A 16,038-nucleotide genomic window follows, 5' to 3' on the forward strand; every position below is an offset into this window, starting at 1 on the left:
ATAGGGTTCTGTTTTTTCACTCGCTTACAGGGAAGCATACCATGCACCTTACTTTTCTCGGCACCGGCGGCGGTGCTCCCAGCCTGCAACGTAACGTCACGTCTATTGCTTTTACCCGCGCGCTGAGTGGTGAAACCTGGCTGTTCGACTGCGGGGAAGGCACACAATTACAGTTTATGCGATCCAGCCTCAAACCGGGCAAGCTGGATAAGATTTTTATCACCCATCTGCATGGCGATCATATTTTCGGGCTGCCGGGATTACTCACCAGCCGGTCAATGGCCGGGCTGACCACACCGATGACGGTCTATGGCCCCAGGGGATTAAAAACCTTTGTTGAGACGGCGCTGTCGATCAGCGGCTCTTACACCGACTACCCGCTGACCATCGTTGAGATTGAGGCGGGCTGGACGCTGGACGACGGTGAGTTTCGTATCAGCGCCTGGCCGCTGAGCCATCCGGTGGAGTGTTTTGGCTATCGCATTGAACAGCATGACAAACCCGGTCTGCTGGATGCTGCGCGGCTGAAAGCGGAAGGGGTGCCACGCGGCCCGTGGTTTCAGCAGCTGAAGCAGGGTGAATGCGTGACGCTGGAAGATGGGCGGGTAATCAACGGTGCTGACTATCTTGGCCCCGCGACACCCGGCAAAACGCTGGCTATCTTTGGCGATACGGCACCTACTGAGGTCGCGCTGCAACTGGCGGCCAATGTTGACCTGATGGTGCATGAAACCACGCTGGAGGCCGCGATGGTAGAAAAAGCCAACGGGCGCGGGCACTCCACCACACTGCAGGCCGCCGAAGTGGCAAAACGCGCCGGGGCAAAACGGCTGATCGCCACCCATTTCAGTTCACGCTATCTGGCAAAAGACATGAACCGCCTGCTGGCGGAGTGCCAGACGATTTTTCCCTGCACCGAGCTGGCCTGGGATCTGGCGGTTTTTAACCTCTAATGATGCAGTGCGGGATAAGTGAAAAACAGCAGATGGGTCAGGTTAAGGCCAAAGTGCAGGGCGGTCGCCAGCCATAAGCGGCCGCTCCAGTGCCACGCCAGCCCATATAACAGCCCGGCCAGGGTGGCGAAGATCACCAGCAACAGGCCGCCGCTCAGATGCACCAGACCAAACAGCAGCGCGCTCAGTAACAGCGCAGGGATGCCGCCCACTACCTGCTTTAATCGCTGCTGCAGATAGCCACGAAACAGGGCCTCTTCCGCCAGCGAAACAAAGAACAGGTTGGCGAGCATAAATGGCCCCAGCCAGTCCGGTGTATGTCGCTCAAACGCTAATCCGCTCAATAATACCGCGCAGTACAGCAGCAGCGGAATGGCGGCGATCAGCGCCAGTGCGGCGGGTAGCCGATAGCGTGGTGGCGTGGCAGGCGCGCGAAACAGCGTCGGCAGGCAGGCCAGCAGTACAAAAGGAATAAGCGCTTTATCGAAGTTAAACCCGAAGCTGAAAGGCACGCTGCGCGGTCCGGCCTGCACATCCTCTGCCTTAAGGGGATTATTAAAGCCTGGAAAAAGATGGAGGAGCAACCCGATGGCGATCAGCACCAGCAGCGCTTCGGTCCCTATTTGTCGTCGATGATGGTCACGGTCATAAATACGGAGTGCCACCACAGCGGCGGTGCCGGTAAACAGCAGCAGCGCCGGCCACGCTAATACGTCCTGATAAAAACCCAGCAGTGTGGCGAGCGCCAGTAATAATAATGCCAGCCGTCGGGCCGGTTGCAGCGCGGCCAGCGCGCCAGCCAGTATGATCCACATGGTAAAGACCTGATACAACGCCGCAGCACCGGTAGTGAGCGGCGTAGAAGACAAAGAGAGTTATTCGGGTACGATCTGGTTAACCGCGTAGTGGCCGGTACCCGTCGGAACCAGTTTCTGGTGCAGCCAAGGCAGCAGGGTATTCATCTGCTGGGCCAGTTTCCACGGCGGGTTAATCACGATCATGCCGGAGGCGGTCATGCCGCGCTGATCGCTGTCGGGACGGGCCGCCAGTTCGATCTGCAGAATATTGCGAATGCCGGTCGCTTCCAGGTCGCGCAGCATATGTTTGATCTGCTGGCGTAAAACCACCGGATACCATAACGCAAAGACGCCGGTGCCAAAACGTTTATGGCCTTCCTGAATCCCTTTCACCACTGCCTGGTAGTCGCTTTTCATCTCATACGGCGGATCGATCAGCACCAGACCGCGACGTGACGGCGGTGGCAGTTTCGATTTTAACTGCTGATAACCGTCGGCACGATCGACGCGGGCACGGTTGTCTTTGCTGAATTCGTTACGCAGCAGCGGATAGTCGCTGGAGTGCAGCTCAGTGAGTTGCAGTTTGTCATCTTCACGCAGCAGATGGCGGGCAATTAGCGGCGAACCCGGATAGTAGCGCAGCGTGCCGCTGCGGTTCAGCGCACGAATCGCATCAAAATAGGGTTGCAGCAATTCCGGCGCATCGGGCTGCTGCCAGATACGTGAGATGCCTTCCAGATATTCACCGGTACGCTCGGCGTGCTCGCCGCTAAGCTGATAACGGCCTGCGCCCGCATGGGTATCCAGGTAGAAAAACGGTTTCTCTTTCTCTTTCAGCGCCGTGATGATCAGGCTCAGAACGGTGTGCTTCAGCACGTCGGCGTGGTTGCCAGCATGGAAGCTATGGCGATAACTCAGCATTGTTTATCCTGTTGAATGTATAAGGTTTTAATTGATGGAAAATCAATTTATACCAATTATTACCTCACGTATTACCCACAGAACGACGCACAGCAACCGACGCAGGAAAAGCATGAGAATCCGCGATTATATCAGGGATGACCCACTGATGGGCCAGAAGCGTGATAACAAATCGGGATTACCGCGAGCCGCTCAGGGCGGGGCGTGTGGTTCCCGGCACGCAGTCACGGAAAGCGACCGCAAATCTTCCCCGACGCGCCAGCCAGCATTACGTGCATGAGATAAAAGCGTGCATCTTCCGTGCTGCTATTCGCGCGTTTCTTCCCCACCTCATCCTGGCTGCCATTGATTTTCGCTACACTAAGCCGCATGTTACTTAGATTGCGTTGCGCGACCCGCTGCGCCCCATACATCTATAAAGGACTGCGCTATGACCAATCCGCTACTGACATCTTTTACGCTACCCCCTTTTTCTGTCATTAAGCCTGAACATGTGGTGCCTGCCGTGACGGAAGTGCTGAGCCACTGTCGCGCAGAAGTCGAAAAAGTCGTGGCGCAGGGTGCGCCGTATACCTGGGATAATCTGGTTCAGCCGCTGGCGGAAACCGACGATCGCCTGAGCCGTATCTTCTCACCGGTCAGCCACCTTAATGCGGTGAAAAACAGCCCGGAGCTGCGTGAAGCCTATGAGCAGACGCTGCCGCTGCTCTCTGAATACAGCACCTGGGTTGGTCAGCATGAAGGGCTCTATCAGGCGTATCGCAACCTGAAAGAGGGCGATCAGTACGCTGCACTGGATCTGGCGCAGAAGAAAGCGGTCGATAATGCCCTGCGTGATTTCGAACTCTCCGGCATCGGCCTGCCAAAAGATAAACAGCAGCGCTACGGCGAAATCGCCGCGCGCCTCTCTGAGCTGGGTTCGGCTTACAGCAACAACGTGCTTGATGCCACCATGGGCTGGAGCAAGCTGATTACCGATGAAAGCGAGCTGGCCGGCATGCCGGAAAGCGCGCTGGCGGCGGCTAAAGCACAGGCTGAAGCCAAAGAGCAGGAAGGCTGGCTGCTGACGCTGGATATCCCAAGCTATCTGCCGGTCATGACCTACTGCGACAACGCCGCGCTGCGTGAAGAGATGTATCGCGCCTATGCGACGCGCGCCTCCGATCAGGGTCCGAACGCCGGTAAATGGGATAACGGCCCAATCATGGCGGAAGAGCTGGCGCTGCGTCACGAGCTGGCACAGCTGCTGGGCTTCGACTCCTACGCCGATAAATCGCTGGCGACCAAAATGGCGCAAAGCCCGTCCCAGGTAATCGACTTCCTTAATGACCTTGCGGAACGCGCCCGTCCGCAGGGTGAAAAAGAGCTGGAGCAGCTGCGCGCCTTTGCCCGTAAAGAGCACGGCGTGACCGAGCTTAATCCGTGGGATCTCACCTATTACGGTGAAAAGCAGAAGCAGCATCTCTACACCATCAGCGATGAGCAACTGCGCCCTTATTTCCCGGAAGAGCGTGCGGTCGCCGGTCTGTTTGAAGTGGTGAAACGCATTTACGGCATCACGGCGAAGCAGCGTAACGACGTTGAGGTTTATCATCCTGACGTGAAGTTCTTCGATCTGTTCGATGAAACCGGCGAACTGCGCGGCAGCTTCTATCTCGATCTCTACGCCCGCGAACATAAACGTGGCGGTGCCTGGATGGATGACTGCGTCGGCCAGATGCGTAAAGCCGATGGCAGCCTGCAGAAGCCGGTTGCCTACCTGACCTGTAACTTTAACCGTCCGGTGAAAGGCAAACCTGCGCTGTTCACCCATGACGAAGTGATCACCCTGTTCCATGAGTTTGGTCACGGCCTGCATCACATGCTGACCCGTATCGAAGCGCCTGGCGTCTCCGGTATCAGCGGTGTGCCATGGGATGCAGTCGAACTGCCAAGCCAGTTCATGGAGAACTGGTGCTGGGAACCGGATGCGCTGGCCTTTATCTCGGGCCACTTTGAAACCGGCGAACCGCTGCCGAAAGAGCTGCTGGATAAAATGCTGGCGGCGAAGAACTATCAGGCTGCGCTGTTTATCCTGCGTCAGCTGGAGTTCGGCCTGTTCGATTTCCGCCTGCATACCGAGTTTAATCCGGAGAAAGGTGCTCAGATTCTGGAAACCCTGCGCGAAGTAAAAAGCCGCGTGGCAGTGGTTCCGGGTCCGGAATGGGGCCGTTTCCCGCACGCTTTCAGCCACATCTTTGCCGGTGGCTATGCGGCGGGTTACTACAGCTATCTGTGGGCAGACGTGCTGGCGGCGGATGCTTACTCCCGCTTCGAGGAAGAGGGCATCTTCAACCGTGAAACCGGTCAGTCCTTCCTGGATAACATCCTGACGCGTGGCGGTTCTGAAGAGCCGATGGAGCTGTTCAAACGCTTCCGTGGCCGTGAACCGAAGCTCGATGCGATGCTGGAACATTACGGCATTCAGGGATAAGTCGGTTCGTGAAAATCTGTTTGCTCGATGAATCAGGCGCCGGAGACGGCGCCTTATCACGTTTAGCGCAGCGCTGGCAGCTGGAGCACGATGAAGACGCACTGCTGGCGCTGGTGCAGACCCCGACGCACCTTGAACTGCGCAAGCGTGATGAGCCAAAGCTGGGCGGCATTTTTGTTGATTTCGTCACTGGCGCGATGGCCCATCGCCGTCGCTTCGGCGGTGGACGCGGCGAAGCCGTCGCCAAAGCGGTCGGCATCAAAGGCGGTTATCTGCCGGATGTGGTCGATGCCACCGCCGGGCTGGGACGAGATGCGTTTGTACTGGCGGCGCTGGGCTGCCGGGTGCGAATGCTGGAGCGTCATCCGGTTGTCGCTGCGCTGCTGGAAGATGGATTGCAGCGCGGGTATCAGGATGCGGAAATTGGCCCCTGGCTGCGCGATCGGCTGACGCTGATTCATGCGGCCAGCGCACAGGCGCTGGGGGATATCACGCCGCCGCCGGATGTGGTCTATCTCGATCCTATGTATCCCCATCGCCAGAAAAGTGCGCTGGTGAAAAAGGAGATGCGGGTGTTTCAGTCGCTGGTGGGGCCGGATGAAGATGCTGACGCATTACTGGAACCCGCTCGCCGGCTGGCGAAGAAACGCATCGTGGTTAAACGGCCAGACTATGCACCGCCGCTGGCGGGTATTGTGACGCAGGCGGCCGTGGTAACCAAAAGCCATCGCTTTGATATTTACCCACCGCTTTAAAGCATAAAAAAGCCGGCTCTGCGCCGGCTTTAATCATTTATACGACGAAATTACGCCTCGTCTTCATCGCGCAGCGGCACAATCAGCATGTCGATATGCACGGTGTTGATCAGCTGACGGGCTGAGGACATCAGCTTGCTCCAGAAATCCTGATGATGACCACATACTACAAGGTCAACGTCATATTTTCTGATCGCGTCAACCAGTACCTGGCCGAGGTCGCCACTGCCGCTCAGCGTCTCACTGATCGGGTAGCCCGCCGCATCTGACAATCCTTTCAGCGCCGCATGCGTCTCTTCAGAGATACGCTTCTGCATATCCCCTAAGTTGACATCAATCAGGCCGGTGTAGAGGTCGGAGTAATTGACATCAACGTGAATCAGGGAAATTCTGGCATCGTACGGACGAGCCAGCGAGACGGCCTTATCCACCAGCAACTGGCTTTCGGGAGAAAGGTCTACTGCAATCAGGATATGTTTATAAGCCATGATAAAACTCCTTTCACGAGGTTAAGGATGGCATCCGGTGTTCCTGCCGCGTCACAGCTTAGCGAAATCCCTTGCGCGAGCGGGCGATGAGCGCCACCAAAGTGTCTACCTGCATTGCAGGTGATGATGTTGTTATGTCCTCAGTATAGCCTTCTCCCACTGTAAATGCTGCCGTTGCCGCCTGGCTTATGAATAAGATCAAGGCTATGCCAGATTTACTCGCGCTGAACGAAAATCATCGTTGGAAAAAATGTAAAGATTTCTCCTACACTGAAAAAAGGCGGTCCGATTCGCAACCGCTCAGGGGGTCGAAAAACTTTCGCAGTCCGGTGATTCAGTGGCTGGTTATTTCTGCAGGTGGACTCAGTGTCTGACGCTGGGCCTGTTGCTGCGATTCCAGCCGGGAGGGGGAGAATATGATCAGCACTATTGCGCTTTTTTGGGCGCTTTGCGTGGTGTGTATCGTGAATATGGCGCGCTATTTTTCATCTCTGCGCGCTCTGCTGGCGGTATTACGCGGTTGTGATCCGCTGCTGTATCAGTATGTCGATGGGGCGGGTTTTTTCACCTCTCATGGTCAGCCGAGCAAGCAGGTGCGGCTGGTCACTTATATCTGGGCAAAGCGCTATCTTGATCATCACGACGATGAGTTTATCCGGCGCTGCGAGCGGGTGCGTGGGCAGTTTATGCTGACCAGTGCGCTGTGCGGACTGGTGGTCATCAGTCTGGTGGCGCTGGCGATCTGGCATTAAAAAAGGGCGACTTGCGTCGCCCTTTTTTTTGCTGGCATCACACCAGTTTTAAGGCAATCCAGTAGAGCGAACCTGACAGCAGAATACAGACCGGCAGGGTGAAGATCCACGCCATGGCGATGTTCTTGATGGTCCGGCTCTGCAGCCCGCCACCGTCGACCAGCATGGTACCGGCAACCGATGAGGAGAGGATATGCGTGGTGGAGACGGGCATGCCGGTATAGCTGGCGACGCCAATCGACAGCGCTGCTGTCACCTGTGCTGACATTCCCTGCGCATAGGTCATGCCTTTTTTACCAATCTTCTCACCAATGGTGGTGGCAACACGACGCCAGCCAATCATGGTGCCGATGCCCAGCGCCAGCGCGACGGCCACAATAATCCAGATAGGCGCATACTCGATGGTGCCAAGCAGGTCGCTTTTCAGCTTATTGAGGAAGCGTTTGTCATCTGGCGAGGTTTCCTGCAGACGAGCCGCTTTATCAGCGGTATCGGAGATACACAGCAGCAGACGACGCATCTGACCGCGCTGATCAACCGTCAGCTGATCGTAGCTCTGCAGGTTATTCAGCAACACCTGCGCACCCTGTACCGCCTGTAATGCGCGCGCGCTGTCACAATGGAACTCCTGCGGGCTGCTTGCTGGCACTTCTTCCGGCGTTGGCAGCTTAGGCGGTGCCATCTGGATGATGTGGGTCAGCGAGGCGTTATGCTGCTGATAATACTGCTCCAGGTGATTGACTGCATCGCGGGTTCGCGTGATGTCGTAACCGGAGGCATTCATATTCACCACGAAACCAGCAGGTGCCACGCCAATCAGGACCAGCATGATCAGGCCGATCCCTTTCTGACCGTCATTCGCACCGTGGGAGTAACTCACGCCAATTGCCGAAACAATCAGGGCGATACGGGTCCAGAACGGCGGCTTTTTCTTGCCGTCGATCTTCTCACGGTCAGCAGGCGTCATATGAATACGCGCACGCTTTTTGGTATTGCTCCAGTAGCGACGCAGTATAAAGATTAAGCCGCCCGCCATCACCAGGCCGACAATCGGCGACAGGATCAGAGAAAGGAAGATGTTCAGCACTTTCGGGATGTTGAGCGCATCAACCACCGAGGTTCCGCTCATCAGGGCGTTGGTCAGACCGATACCGATAATGGCGCCGATCAGCGTATGGGAGCTGGAGGCCGGCAGACCGAGATACCAGGTGCCGAGGTTCCAGATAATCGCCGCCAGCAGCATAGAAAACACCATGGCGAGACCGTGAGCCGATCCAACATTTAACAACAGATCGGTGGGAAGCATATGAACAATAGCGTAAGCGACACTCAATCCACCGAGCAGCACGCCAAGGAAGTTAAATACACCCGCCATGACCACAGCAAGCTGGGCACGCATGGCACGCGTATAGATGACCGTCGCAACTGCGTTGGCCGTGTCGTGGAAACCGTTGATCGCTTCGTAAAACAATACAAACAGCAGGGCAAGAACCAATAACAGGCTAGTACTGAGGTCTAGACCAGCAAACAGATGTAGCATAAACGTTACGCCATTTTTGGAGGACATGAACGCGGCGCATTATCCGCGACAACGTGCTGTATGGGAAAGGAAAATATAGCGCTAATTTAACCTTTCGATGTAAGGCGTAAGGGTAACTCAGAGAAAAAGGGTTAGATATTAGACAGATACAATATGACACATTTGCGGCATTTTTTTGACGCTGGCGTCTCAGTGAGCAGATCACTACAATCTGCGCCTTTCCAGTTAAGTGAGCGAGTCGTAGTGGAACAGTTTGACGTTATCATCATTGGTGCCGGTGCCGCAGGGCTGTTCTGCGCCGCCCAGGCCGGGCAGCGGGGACGCCGCGTGTTACTGCTGGATAACGGCAAAAAGCCGGGACGTAAAATTCTGATGTCTGGCGGTGGCCGCTGCAACTTCACCAATCTCTACACCGAACCGGCGGCGTATCTGTCGCACAATCCTCATTTCTGTAAATCGGCGCTGGCGCGTTATACCCAGTGGGATTTTATCGATCTGGTTAATCGCCACGGCATCGCCTGGCACGAGAAAACCCTGGGCCAGCTCTTCTGCGACGACTCCGCCCAGCAGATTGTCGATCTGCTGCTGGCCGAATGTGACAAGGGCAATGTCACCCTGCGGCTGCGCAGTGAAGTGCTCAGCGTGGCGCGCGATGAAAGCGGCTATACCCTGCAACTTAACGGCAGCACGGTTCAGGCGGAGAAGCTGGTCATCGCCAGCGGCGGTCTGTCGATGCCAGGCCTGGGCGCCACGCCGTTTGGCTATAAAATAGCGGAGCAGTTCGGGCTGAGCGTCTTCCCGACGCGGGCGGCGCTGGTGCCCTTTACCCTGCACAAACCGCTGCTGGAGCAGTTGCAGACGCTGTCAGGCGTCGCGCTGGAGACCACTATCGATGCGCAGGATGGCACCCGCTTCAAAGAGGCGATGCTGTTTACCCACCGCGGCCTCTCCGGCCCGGCGGTGTTACAAATCTCCAGCTACTGGCTACCCGGAGAATTCGTCACCATCGATCTGTCGCCTGCCACGCCGCTTGAGGCGTTTCTGACGGCGCAGCGTGAAGCACACCCGAATCTCAGCCTGAAGAACAGCCTGGCGAAAATCCTGCCGAAGCGTCTGGTGGAAGTATTACAGGCGCTGAAGGTGGTGCCGGATATCACCCTGAAGCAGCTCAACAGCAAACAGCAAACCGAGCTGGCGCAGACGCTGCACGCCTGGCGCATTCAGCCAAACGGTACCGAGGGATATCGAACTGCTGAAGTGACGCTGGGCGGCGTGGATACCACACAGCTCTCCTCGAAAACGATGGAGGCGCGCGCGGTGCCGGGACTTTACTTTATTGGTGAAGTGGCTGATGTCACCGGCTGGCTGGGCGGCTATAACTTCCAGTGGGCGTGGAGTTCCGCCTGGGCCTGCGCCCAGGCGTTGTAAGGCGCTTACCAGCGCTGATGCACGTGAGGTGCGATCTTCTCCTGATAGATCTGCTTCAGCGCCGCCATCGTATCTGCAGAGAGCGCATCGACATCGCTGGCGCGGGCATTGGCTTCAGCCTGTTCGCGGTTTTTCGCGCCAGGGATCACCACGCTGACATCTTCGTTCATCAGGATCCAGCGCAGGGCAAACATCGCCATGGTGGTGTCGCCAGTGACAAAGCGGCGAATCTCGTCAACCGCCTCCAGCGCCACCTCATAAGGCACGCCGGAAAAGGTCTCGCCTTTATCGAACGCTTCGCCATTACGGTTAAAGGTGCGGTGGTCGTCAGCGGCAAACACGCTATCGGCACGCATTTTGCCGGTCAGCAGGCCCGACGCCAGCGGCACACGGGCGATGATCGCCACATCACGGCGTTTCGCTTCACGCAGCAGCAGTTCAGCCGGACGCTGGCGGAAAATGTTGTAGATCAGCTGAATTGACGAGACGTTTGGAAACTCCAGCGCCTTCAGACCTTCTTCAACTTTCTCAACGGAGACACCGTAGTGACGGATTTTTCCGGCAGCGACCATCTCATCCATCACCGCAAAGACGTCCGGGTTGTAGTAGACCTCGGTCGGCGGGCAATGCAGCTGCACTAAATCCAGCGTGTCGGTTTGCAGGTTCTCGCGTGAACGGTCAATAAAGGCGTTGAGGTTTTCAGCATTGTAACCTTCAGCCACATGTGGCGAGAGGCGACGCCCCAGCTTGGTGGCGACAAACGGACGTTCACCGCCGCGCTGATTCAGCACTTCTGCGATGATTTTTTCGGAACGGCCATCGCCATAGACATCGGCGGTATCAATAAAGGTGATGCCCGCATCCAGCGCAGCATTCAGCGCGGCTTTGGCATCCTCCATGCTCACTTCCCCCCAGGTTCCGCCAATGGCCCATGCGCCAAAGCCAATTTCGGAGACGCGCTGACCGGTACGGCCCAGTGTTCGTAGTTTCATGCAAACATTCCTCGATGCGTTTCAGACAGGGTGACAGAAAGCGGCTAACCAATGAGCTTAGCGCTTCCTGGCAGAGAGGCGATGTGACGTCGTTGCAGACCTGCACGGTAAAAATGCGATGCTGCTACGCCATGCTGCTGGTTACGTTGAAGATTTCAGCGGAAAACGGCATGGGCAACGCCACTACCGCTTCGCTAATTAATTGATTTTAAGAAATTTCACCCGAAATTAAACAGGCGAGAGTGTGGATTCGGTCACATACTTCAATTTTCAGGCCAATAAGTGGATCGCCATGTTTAAATTTGTTAAGTCGGTCTTTGCCAGTCCCGAGAAGTTTTTGCAGATCATGACCCGTCAGGATATCAACGATTCTATCGCTGAAGGTGAGCGCATCATCATTGATGAAAACGGTAATATCTCGGTTAACACGCTGAGCGAGGAAGTCCATGAAGATTTTTCCCGCCACGTGAATACGTTAAAGGGAGTGTGAGGTGGGTACCGCAATATTTATGGTGTTGATGGTCAGTGGTTACTGGTACACCAGCCGTGATTTGAACAGCCGCTTTAAAATCCGTCGTTCGTCGGGCTGGGATGTCTATTTCCTGGTCGCGCTTTACGGTTGTATTTTCGTCCTGCAGGGTGTGTTCGCGACCGGCATCGTCTGGTTACTGCTGCTCTGTATCTCCGGCATCGCCAACGCCGTCCAGATGATCCCCGGCGTTCATCTGAAGTGGCAGGTGGAGTTTATGAACTGGAGTTTCCTGGGCATCCAGGCTCCGGTGGTGATCATGCTCGCCTTTGCCATTCTGCTCTGTCTCTATCGCTCAAACTGGGCAGGCAGCGCACGACTGAACGTTTCCGGTCGTAAAGACCTCTATCAGCGACTGTCACGCTCCAATGGCGTGGAGCAATTATTGTTTCAATGCATGGAAGAGGGCGAACTGGCGTGGATTACGCTGAAGTCGCGCCGCATTTACATCGGCATGGTTCATGCCTCGACCTTTGAATATGAAAGCACCAAAAACATCGTGCTGATCCCGATGCTGAGCGGATATCGCGACAGCAAGACGCTGAAGCTGGCGGTGGAACATAACTACAGCAAGTGGTACGCCGAGCATGGCATCACGCTCGACTCGAAACCCAAAGATGCGATGTCGTTCCGTAAAGTGATCATGGTTGACCAGATTGAGAGTCTGTCACTGTTCGATCCGGCCAGCGCCACGGCGCTTTCAATGGGACATCCGCAGGAAGTGGAGAAGAGCCAGGGTAATGACGATGCGGACAGCCCGGACGATGAAAGCCGGGATGCCGCGGGTTAATCGAGCCCGATCTGTTTCCCTTAATGACAGCGCTTCATCAGGGGAAACAGATTCCACCTCACACCATATTTTCCGCCGTAAACAGCCGAAAGGCCACTTTCCCCGCCTGATAGACATCCGGCTGATAGCCGGTTTCGAGATGACTCAGCATCAGATCAATCGCTAAACGGGCATGCTGCTGAGCATGCTGGTCCAGGGTAAAGGCCACTTCATCGTTCAGCAGTAGCTGGCGGGTGACATCATAAAGCTCATGGGTGATGTAGGTGCATTTACCCAGCAGCTGGTGGGCGCGCAGGGTGTCGCTGACATCACTATTCCCCATGCCGGTGTTATAGACCCCTGCAATCGCCTGCGACGGACGCAGATGGCGGGCCAGCTCACTGCGGATGGTTTCCCGCTGATCCTGACCCGACAGCACTTCACGCAGATGACGCTGCGGCGCGCGCTGCTCCATGGCCTCACGAAATCCCGCGATGCGCTGACGATGGGCGCGGTAATCAAAACGGCCACTGACCATCAGAATGTCGCCGGGCTGATTCACTGTCTTACTCATCAGCAGTCCGGCTGTACGTCCCGCCTGATATTGGTCGATGCCAACATGACACAAGCGGTCGGCATCGGGCAGATCGGTGACAATGGTGATTACCGGCACATTGCGGCTGCGGCACAGCGCCAGTGCCCGATAGATGGGCGGCGAGTCATGCGCAAAAACAATGATGCCGTCGCGGGTGCTGCTGCGGGCGATAATGCTTTGCGCCAGCAGCTCAGGCTGCGCTTCGGCCACCAGGGTTTTGTGCAGTTTCAGGCGGCGATAGCCAAGCTGACTGGCGACCTCGCTGAAATGGGTGGTGAGCTGCTGAAAAAAGGATGAGCCGTTATTGCTGAGGAACACCTCAATCTGCCACGGATGCTGGTACTCCTCTGGCAGCAGACGCTTCAGCCCCACTTCGCGTGCGGCTTTCAGGACTTTACGGCTGGTCTCCAGGGAGACGCCGCCGCGCTCATTCAGCACCCGATCGACCGTCGCAATCCCGACGCCTGCCATTTTTGCCACCACCTCTAAGGTGAGCTTTTTCATTCAGACTCCATGCGAAAATGGCAAATTGACTGCTGCCTGCCAGACTGTTTATCTCTTCTAACCGGTTAAAAGTAAAAGATAAAGCGATTTAATGATGGAAAGCCATCAACAGCGCTACGCCGTGGGGTTTTACCTGCAGTGCGGTCGTCTGGCTAAAAAGCACAACTGGCCGCTGCCTGGGCAGATTTACCGTTAAGCTTGTGACGAGACAATCAACGAGGAATGAATATGGCTCAGCAAAAAGAGGTTCTGATTATTGGTGCTTCACGCGGTATCGGTCTCGCGGTGGCGCAGGCCTTTGCCGATGAGGGCTGGCAGGTCACGGCCACGCATCGTAGTGGCATCCCGGAGCAGGGTAACCGGCCAGACATTCACTGGCATTCGCTGGATATGACCCACTCATCAGCGGTTCAACAGTTTGCCAGCCAGCTCAGTGGCAAGTCGTTCGATGCGATTCTGATTAACGCCGGGATTTCCGGGCCTGCGCACCAGAAAGTGTCGCAGAGTGACGATCAGGCGCTGGCGCAACTGTTCCTGACCAATGCGATAGCCCCTGTTCGCAGCGCAGAGATCCTGTTGCCGCTGCTGAAACAGGATGGCGTGCTGGCGCTGACCTCATCCCAGCTCGGCAGCCTGAATGAAAATCCGGAGGCGCAGATGCCGATTTACTCGGCAAGCAAAGCCGCACTGAATATGCTGAGCCGCACGCTGACACCGGCAGTGGAAGCGCAGAGCGGGACGCTGCTGACGCTGCATCCCGGCTGGGTGAAAACGGATATGGGCGGCGAGAGTGCGCCCCTGACGGCAGAAGAGAGTGCCGCCGGTATCGTCCAGCAGCTGATCCAGTGGCGCGGTCGTGGTGGTCATCACTACGTCGATTACGCCGGCCAGCAACTGCAGTGGTAGGCTGAAGCGGGGCGGTTACGCCCCGATGTCACGCAGCGCTTTACCCTTCATCAGATTGCGTTCAATGTGCTCCAGCGTCACATGTTTGGTCTCCGGTACCAGCATCAGCGTCAGCACGATAAACACCAGGTTGAGCGCGCCGTAGAACCAGAAGGTGTTGGCATTACCCAGTTGATCCAGCATGGTCAGGAAGGTGGCGCCAACAATCATATTGCCGACCCAGTTAGTGGTGGTGGAGGCGGTAATGCCGAAATCACGCCCTTTCAGCGGCTGAATCTCTGAACAGAGCAGCCAGATCACCGGCCCGGCCGCCATCGCAAAGCCGACGATAAACATCAGCAGCATCGCGACAGCAAAGTATTTGCGGAAATCTGTTTCAACGCCGATGTGCAATAGCGTTCCCAGCACGCCCATGCCAACCGCCATCACCAGAAAACTGGTGGTGAGCATCGGCTTGCGACCCCAGCGATCGACAAAGAAGATCGCAATCAGCGTGGCCAGCATATTGACCAGCCCGACAATCACCGTGCCCCACATCTGCTCACTGGTGCTGGAGAAGCCGGCGATGTTGAAGATTTTAGGCGCGTAATACATCACCACATTCATGCCGGTAAACTGCTGCATAACCTGTAGCAGCATACCCAGCCACACCGCGCGGCGGAAATTGCCATTAGAACGGAACAGCGACCAGCCGCGCTGCTTCACCTGCAGGCTTTCCCGGATCTCTTCCAGCTCCTCCCGGGCCTGTTCGCTGCTGTTACGCAGCCGATCCAGCACCCGCTGCGCCTCGTTAAAGCGTCCGTGCGCCGCCAGCCAGCGCGGACTGTTGGGCAGAAACAGCACGCCGATAAACAGGATCACCGCCGGAATGGCGATCACGCCGAGCATCCCGCGCCAGTTACCGCTGTAGCTGAACGCGGTGTCGGAGAGATAGGCCACGACAATGCCGGTGGTCAGCATCAGCTGGTACATCGAAATCATTGAGCCACGAATACGTTCAGGCGCAATCTCCGCCAGATAGAGTGGCGCGGTGTAAGAGGCGATCCCAACCGCCAGACCCAGCATCACGCGGGCACAGACCAGCAACTCCACATCCGGTGAGAAGGCTGACCACAGCGAGCCAATGACAAACAGCGTCGCGCCCGCCAGCATACTTTTCTTCCGTCCCAGCTTTGATGACATCCAGCCCGCCGCCAGTGCGCCCAGCGCCGCGCCAAACATCATCGAACTCACTACCCACTCCTGCTGATGGTTAGTGATCTGCAAATCCTTCGCCAGAAACGGCAAGGCACCTGCAATGACGCCGATATCCAGACCAAACAGCAGGCCGGACAGCGCAGCCATAAAACAGACGAACCAGGTAAAGCGGTTCTGTTGATTTCCCGATTTTTTTGCCGCGACCATGCGAGTCTCCTTGCGGGGGTTCTGTGTCAATATTGTTAATGTTATGTAAACATAGTCGATGCCAGTGTGGGGGCGATCACACTTCCGGCTATCACCGGTGCCACACAGCATTGCTGCGATAAGAAAGCATCAGAGATCAGCGGGTTGGTTCAGGAGAGGGAAACTGCGGCCGGGGCACGATTACGCAAAACAGGGCGCGTCAGGTCAGGTTTTGCAACTACCCGCCTGCGGC

16 protein-coding genes are annotated in these 16,038 nt (G+C 56.5%); 9 read left to right on the forward strand and 7 right to left on the reverse strand.

The window, feature by feature from the left end:
- Positions 1-41 precede the first annotated feature (41 nt).
- On the forward strand, positions 42-953 hold the full coding sequence (rnz, locus tag OK409_RS15260) for a ribonuclease Z (RefSeq protein ID WP_010253411.1): 912 nt from the start codon (positions 42-44) through the stop codon (positions 951-953).
- On the opposite strand, the gene OK409_RS15265 is transcribed toward rnz, so the two are convergent.
- Positions 950-1,768, reverse strand: coding sequence for a CPBP family intramembrane glutamic endopeptidase (locus OK409_RS15265; RefSeq protein WP_264367227.1), 819 nt, complete (start codon positions 1,766-1,768; stop codon positions 950-952). The genes rnz and OK409_RS15265 overlap by 4 nt on opposite strands.
- Before the next feature lie 60 nt (positions 1,769-1,828).
- Positions 1,829-2,671: a 23S rRNA (adenine(2030)-N(6))-methyltransferase RlmJ gene (locus tag OK409_RS15270; RefSeq protein ID WP_008926315.1), complete on the reverse strand. Its 843-nt coding sequence runs from the start codon at positions 2,669-2,671 to the stop codon at positions 1,829-1,831.
- A gap of 112 nt (positions 2,672-2,783) precedes the next feature.
- On the opposite strand from OK409_RS15270, the gene OK409_RS15275 reads away from it, so the two are divergent.
- The 3 genes from OK409_RS15275 to rsmJ all read left to right on the forward strand — a co-directional run bounded on the left by OK409_RS15275 (position 2,784) and on the right by rsmJ (position 5,899).
- Entirely contained in the window at positions 2,784-2,951 is a 168-nt protein-coding gene (locus tag OK409_RS15275) for a hypothetical protein (RefSeq protein WP_172608845.1), read from the forward strand.
- Between the two features lie 150 nt (positions 2,952-3,101).
- Positions 3,102-5,144 carry an oligopeptidase A gene (gene prlC / locus OK409_RS15280; RefSeq protein WP_154210742.1) on the forward strand — a complete coding sequence of 681 codons (2,043 nt, stop codon included), beginning with the start codon at positions 3,102-3,104 and terminating at the stop codon, positions 5,142-5,144.
- Positions 5,145-5,152: 8 nt separating this feature from the next.
- Complete coding sequence (gene rsmJ / locus OK409_RS15285) at positions 5,153-5,899, forward strand: 16S rRNA (guanine(1516)-N(2))-methyltransferase RsmJ (RefSeq protein WP_010253398.1); 747 nt, start codon at positions 5,153-5,155, stop codon at positions 5,897-5,899.
- 50 nt (positions 5,900-5,949) lie between these two features.
- Here the strand turns inward: rsmJ and uspA are convergent, their stop codons facing one another.
- Entirely contained in the window at positions 5,950-6,387 is a 438-nt protein-coding gene (gene uspA / locus OK409_RS15290; RefSeq protein WP_010253396.1) for a universal stress protein UspA, read from the reverse strand.
- A 416-nt stretch (positions 6,388-6,803) separates the two neighbouring features.
- Here uspA and uspB point away from each other — a divergent pair, with 416 nt between their 5' ends.
- Positions 6,804-7,139 carry a universal stress protein UspB gene (gene uspB, locus OK409_RS15295; RefSeq protein WP_010253393.1) on the forward strand — a complete coding sequence of 112 codons (336 nt, stop codon included), beginning with the start codon at positions 6,804-6,806 and terminating at the stop codon, positions 7,137-7,139.
- Positions 7,140-7,176: 37 nt separating this feature from the next.
- On the opposite strand, the gene pitA is transcribed toward uspB, so the two are convergent.
- Positions 7,177-8,679, reverse strand: a complete 1,503-nt coding sequence (gene pitA, locus OK409_RS15300; protein ID WP_031292107.1) for an inorganic phosphate transporter PitA — start codon at positions 8,677-8,679, stop codon at positions 7,177-7,179.
- 243 nt (positions 8,680-8,922) lie between these two features.
- On the opposite strand from pitA, the gene OK409_RS15305 reads away from it, so the two are divergent.
- The gene (locus OK409_RS15305; protein WP_010671506.1) at positions 8,923-10,107 is read left to right on the forward strand and encodes an NAD(P)/FAD-dependent oxidoreductase; all 1,185 of its coding nucleotides are present in this window, start codon (positions 8,923-8,925) and stop codon (positions 10,105-10,107) included.
- A 5-nt stretch (positions 10,108-10,112) separates the two neighbouring features.
- Here the strand turns inward: OK409_RS15305 and OK409_RS15310 are convergent, their stop codons facing one another.
- Positions 10,113-11,099: an aldo/keto reductase gene (locus OK409_RS15310; RefSeq protein ID WP_031593468.1), complete on the reverse strand. Its 987-nt coding sequence runs from the start codon at positions 11,097-11,099 to the stop codon at positions 10,113-10,115.
- Positions 11,100-11,391: 292 nt separating this feature from the next.
- Between OK409_RS15310 and OK409_RS15315 the strand changes: the two genes are divergently transcribed.
- On the forward strand, positions 11,392-11,589 hold the full coding sequence (locus tag OK409_RS15315) for a hypothetical protein (RefSeq protein WP_033773307.1): 198 nt from the start codon (positions 11,392-11,394) through the stop codon (positions 11,587-11,589).
- 1 nt (position 11,590) lies between these two features.
- Positions 11,591-12,418 carry a hypothetical protein gene (locus tag OK409_RS15320; RefSeq protein WP_264367196.1) on the forward strand — a complete coding sequence of 276 codons (828 nt, stop codon included), beginning with the start codon at positions 11,591-11,593 and terminating at the stop codon, positions 12,416-12,418.
- Between the two features lie 58 nt (positions 12,419-12,476).
- Here OK409_RS15320 and OK409_RS15325 read toward each other — a convergent pair whose 3' ends face one another.
- Entirely contained in the window at positions 12,477-13,496 is a 1,020-nt protein-coding gene (locus OK409_RS15325; protein ID WP_264367197.1) for a LacI family DNA-binding transcriptional regulator, read from the reverse strand.
- Positions 13,497-13,724: 228 nt separating this feature from the next.
- On the opposite strand from OK409_RS15325, the gene OK409_RS15330 reads away from it, so the two are divergent.
- The gene (locus tag OK409_RS15330; protein WP_010253382.1) at positions 13,725-14,402 is read left to right on the forward strand and encodes an SDR family oxidoreductase; all 678 of its coding nucleotides are present in this window, start codon (positions 13,725-13,727) and stop codon (positions 14,400-14,402) included.
- Between the two features lie 15 nt (positions 14,403-14,417).
- Here OK409_RS15330 and OK409_RS15335 read toward each other — a convergent pair whose 3' ends face one another.
- On the reverse strand, positions 14,418-15,806 hold the full coding sequence (locus OK409_RS15335; RefSeq protein WP_060681245.1) for a sugar porter family MFS transporter: 1,389 nt from the start codon (positions 15,804-15,806) through the stop codon (positions 14,418-14,420).
- Positions 15,807-16,038 lie beyond the last annotated feature (232 nt).

Origin of the sequence: Pantoea sp. RG18 (assembly GCF_025910075.1) — a bacterium.
GTDB lineage: Bacteria > Pseudomonadota > Gammaproteobacteria > Enterobacterales > Enterobacteriaceae > Pantoea > Pantoea agglomerans.

What these genes read in the sequence shown, in the direction of transcription:
- rnz (WP_010253411.1), top strand. Translation starts at nt 42, where the DNA reads ATGCACCTTACTTTTCTCGGCACCGGCGGCGGTGCTCCCAGCCTGCAA.
- OK409_RS15265 (WP_264367227.1), bottom strand. Translation starts at nt 1,768, where the DNA reads ATGTGGATCATACTGGCTGGCGCGCTGGCCGCGCTGCAACCGGCCCGA.
- OK409_RS15270 (WP_008926315.1), bottom strand. Translation starts at nt 2,671, where the DNA reads ATGCTGAGTTATCGCCATAGCTTCCATGCTGGCAACCACGCCGACGTG.
- OK409_RS15275 (WP_172608845.1), top strand. Translation starts at nt 2,784, where the DNA reads ATGAGAATCCGCGATTATATCAGGGATGACCCACTGATGGGCCAGAAG.
- prlC (WP_154210742.1), top strand. Translation starts at nt 3,102, where the DNA reads ATGACCAATCCGCTACTGACATCTTTTACGCTACCCCCTTTTTCTGTC.
- uspA (WP_010253396.1), bottom strand. Translation starts at nt 6,387, where the DNA reads ATGGCTTATAAACATATCCTGATTGCAGTAGACCTTTCTCCCGAAAGC.
- uspB (WP_010253393.1), top strand. Translation starts at nt 6,804, where the DNA reads ATGATCAGCACTATTGCGCTTTTTTGGGCGCTTTGCGTGGTGTGTATC.
- pitA (WP_031292107.1), bottom strand. Translation starts at nt 8,679, where the DNA reads ATGCTACATCTGTTTGCTGGTCTAGACCTCAGTACTAGCCTGTTATTG.
- OK409_RS15310 (WP_031593468.1), bottom strand. Translation starts at nt 11,099, where the DNA reads ATGAAACTACGAACACTGGGCCGTACCGGTCAGCGCGTCTCCGAAATT.
- OK409_RS15315 (WP_033773307.1), top strand. Translation starts at nt 11,392, where the DNA reads ATGTTTAAATTTGTTAAGTCGGTCTTTGCCAGTCCCGAGAAGTTTTTG.
- OK409_RS15325 (WP_264367197.1), bottom strand. Translation starts at nt 13,496, where the DNA reads ATGAAAAAGCTCACCTTAGAGGTGGTGGCAAAAATGGCAGGCGTCGGG.
- OK409_RS15330 (WP_010253382.1), top strand. Translation starts at nt 13,725, where the DNA reads ATGGCTCAGCAAAAAGAGGTTCTGATTATTGGTGCTTCACGCGGTATC.
- OK409_RS15335 (WP_060681245.1), bottom strand. Translation starts at nt 15,806, where the DNA reads ATGGTCGCGGCAAAAAAATCGGGAAATCAACAGAACCGCTTTACCTGG.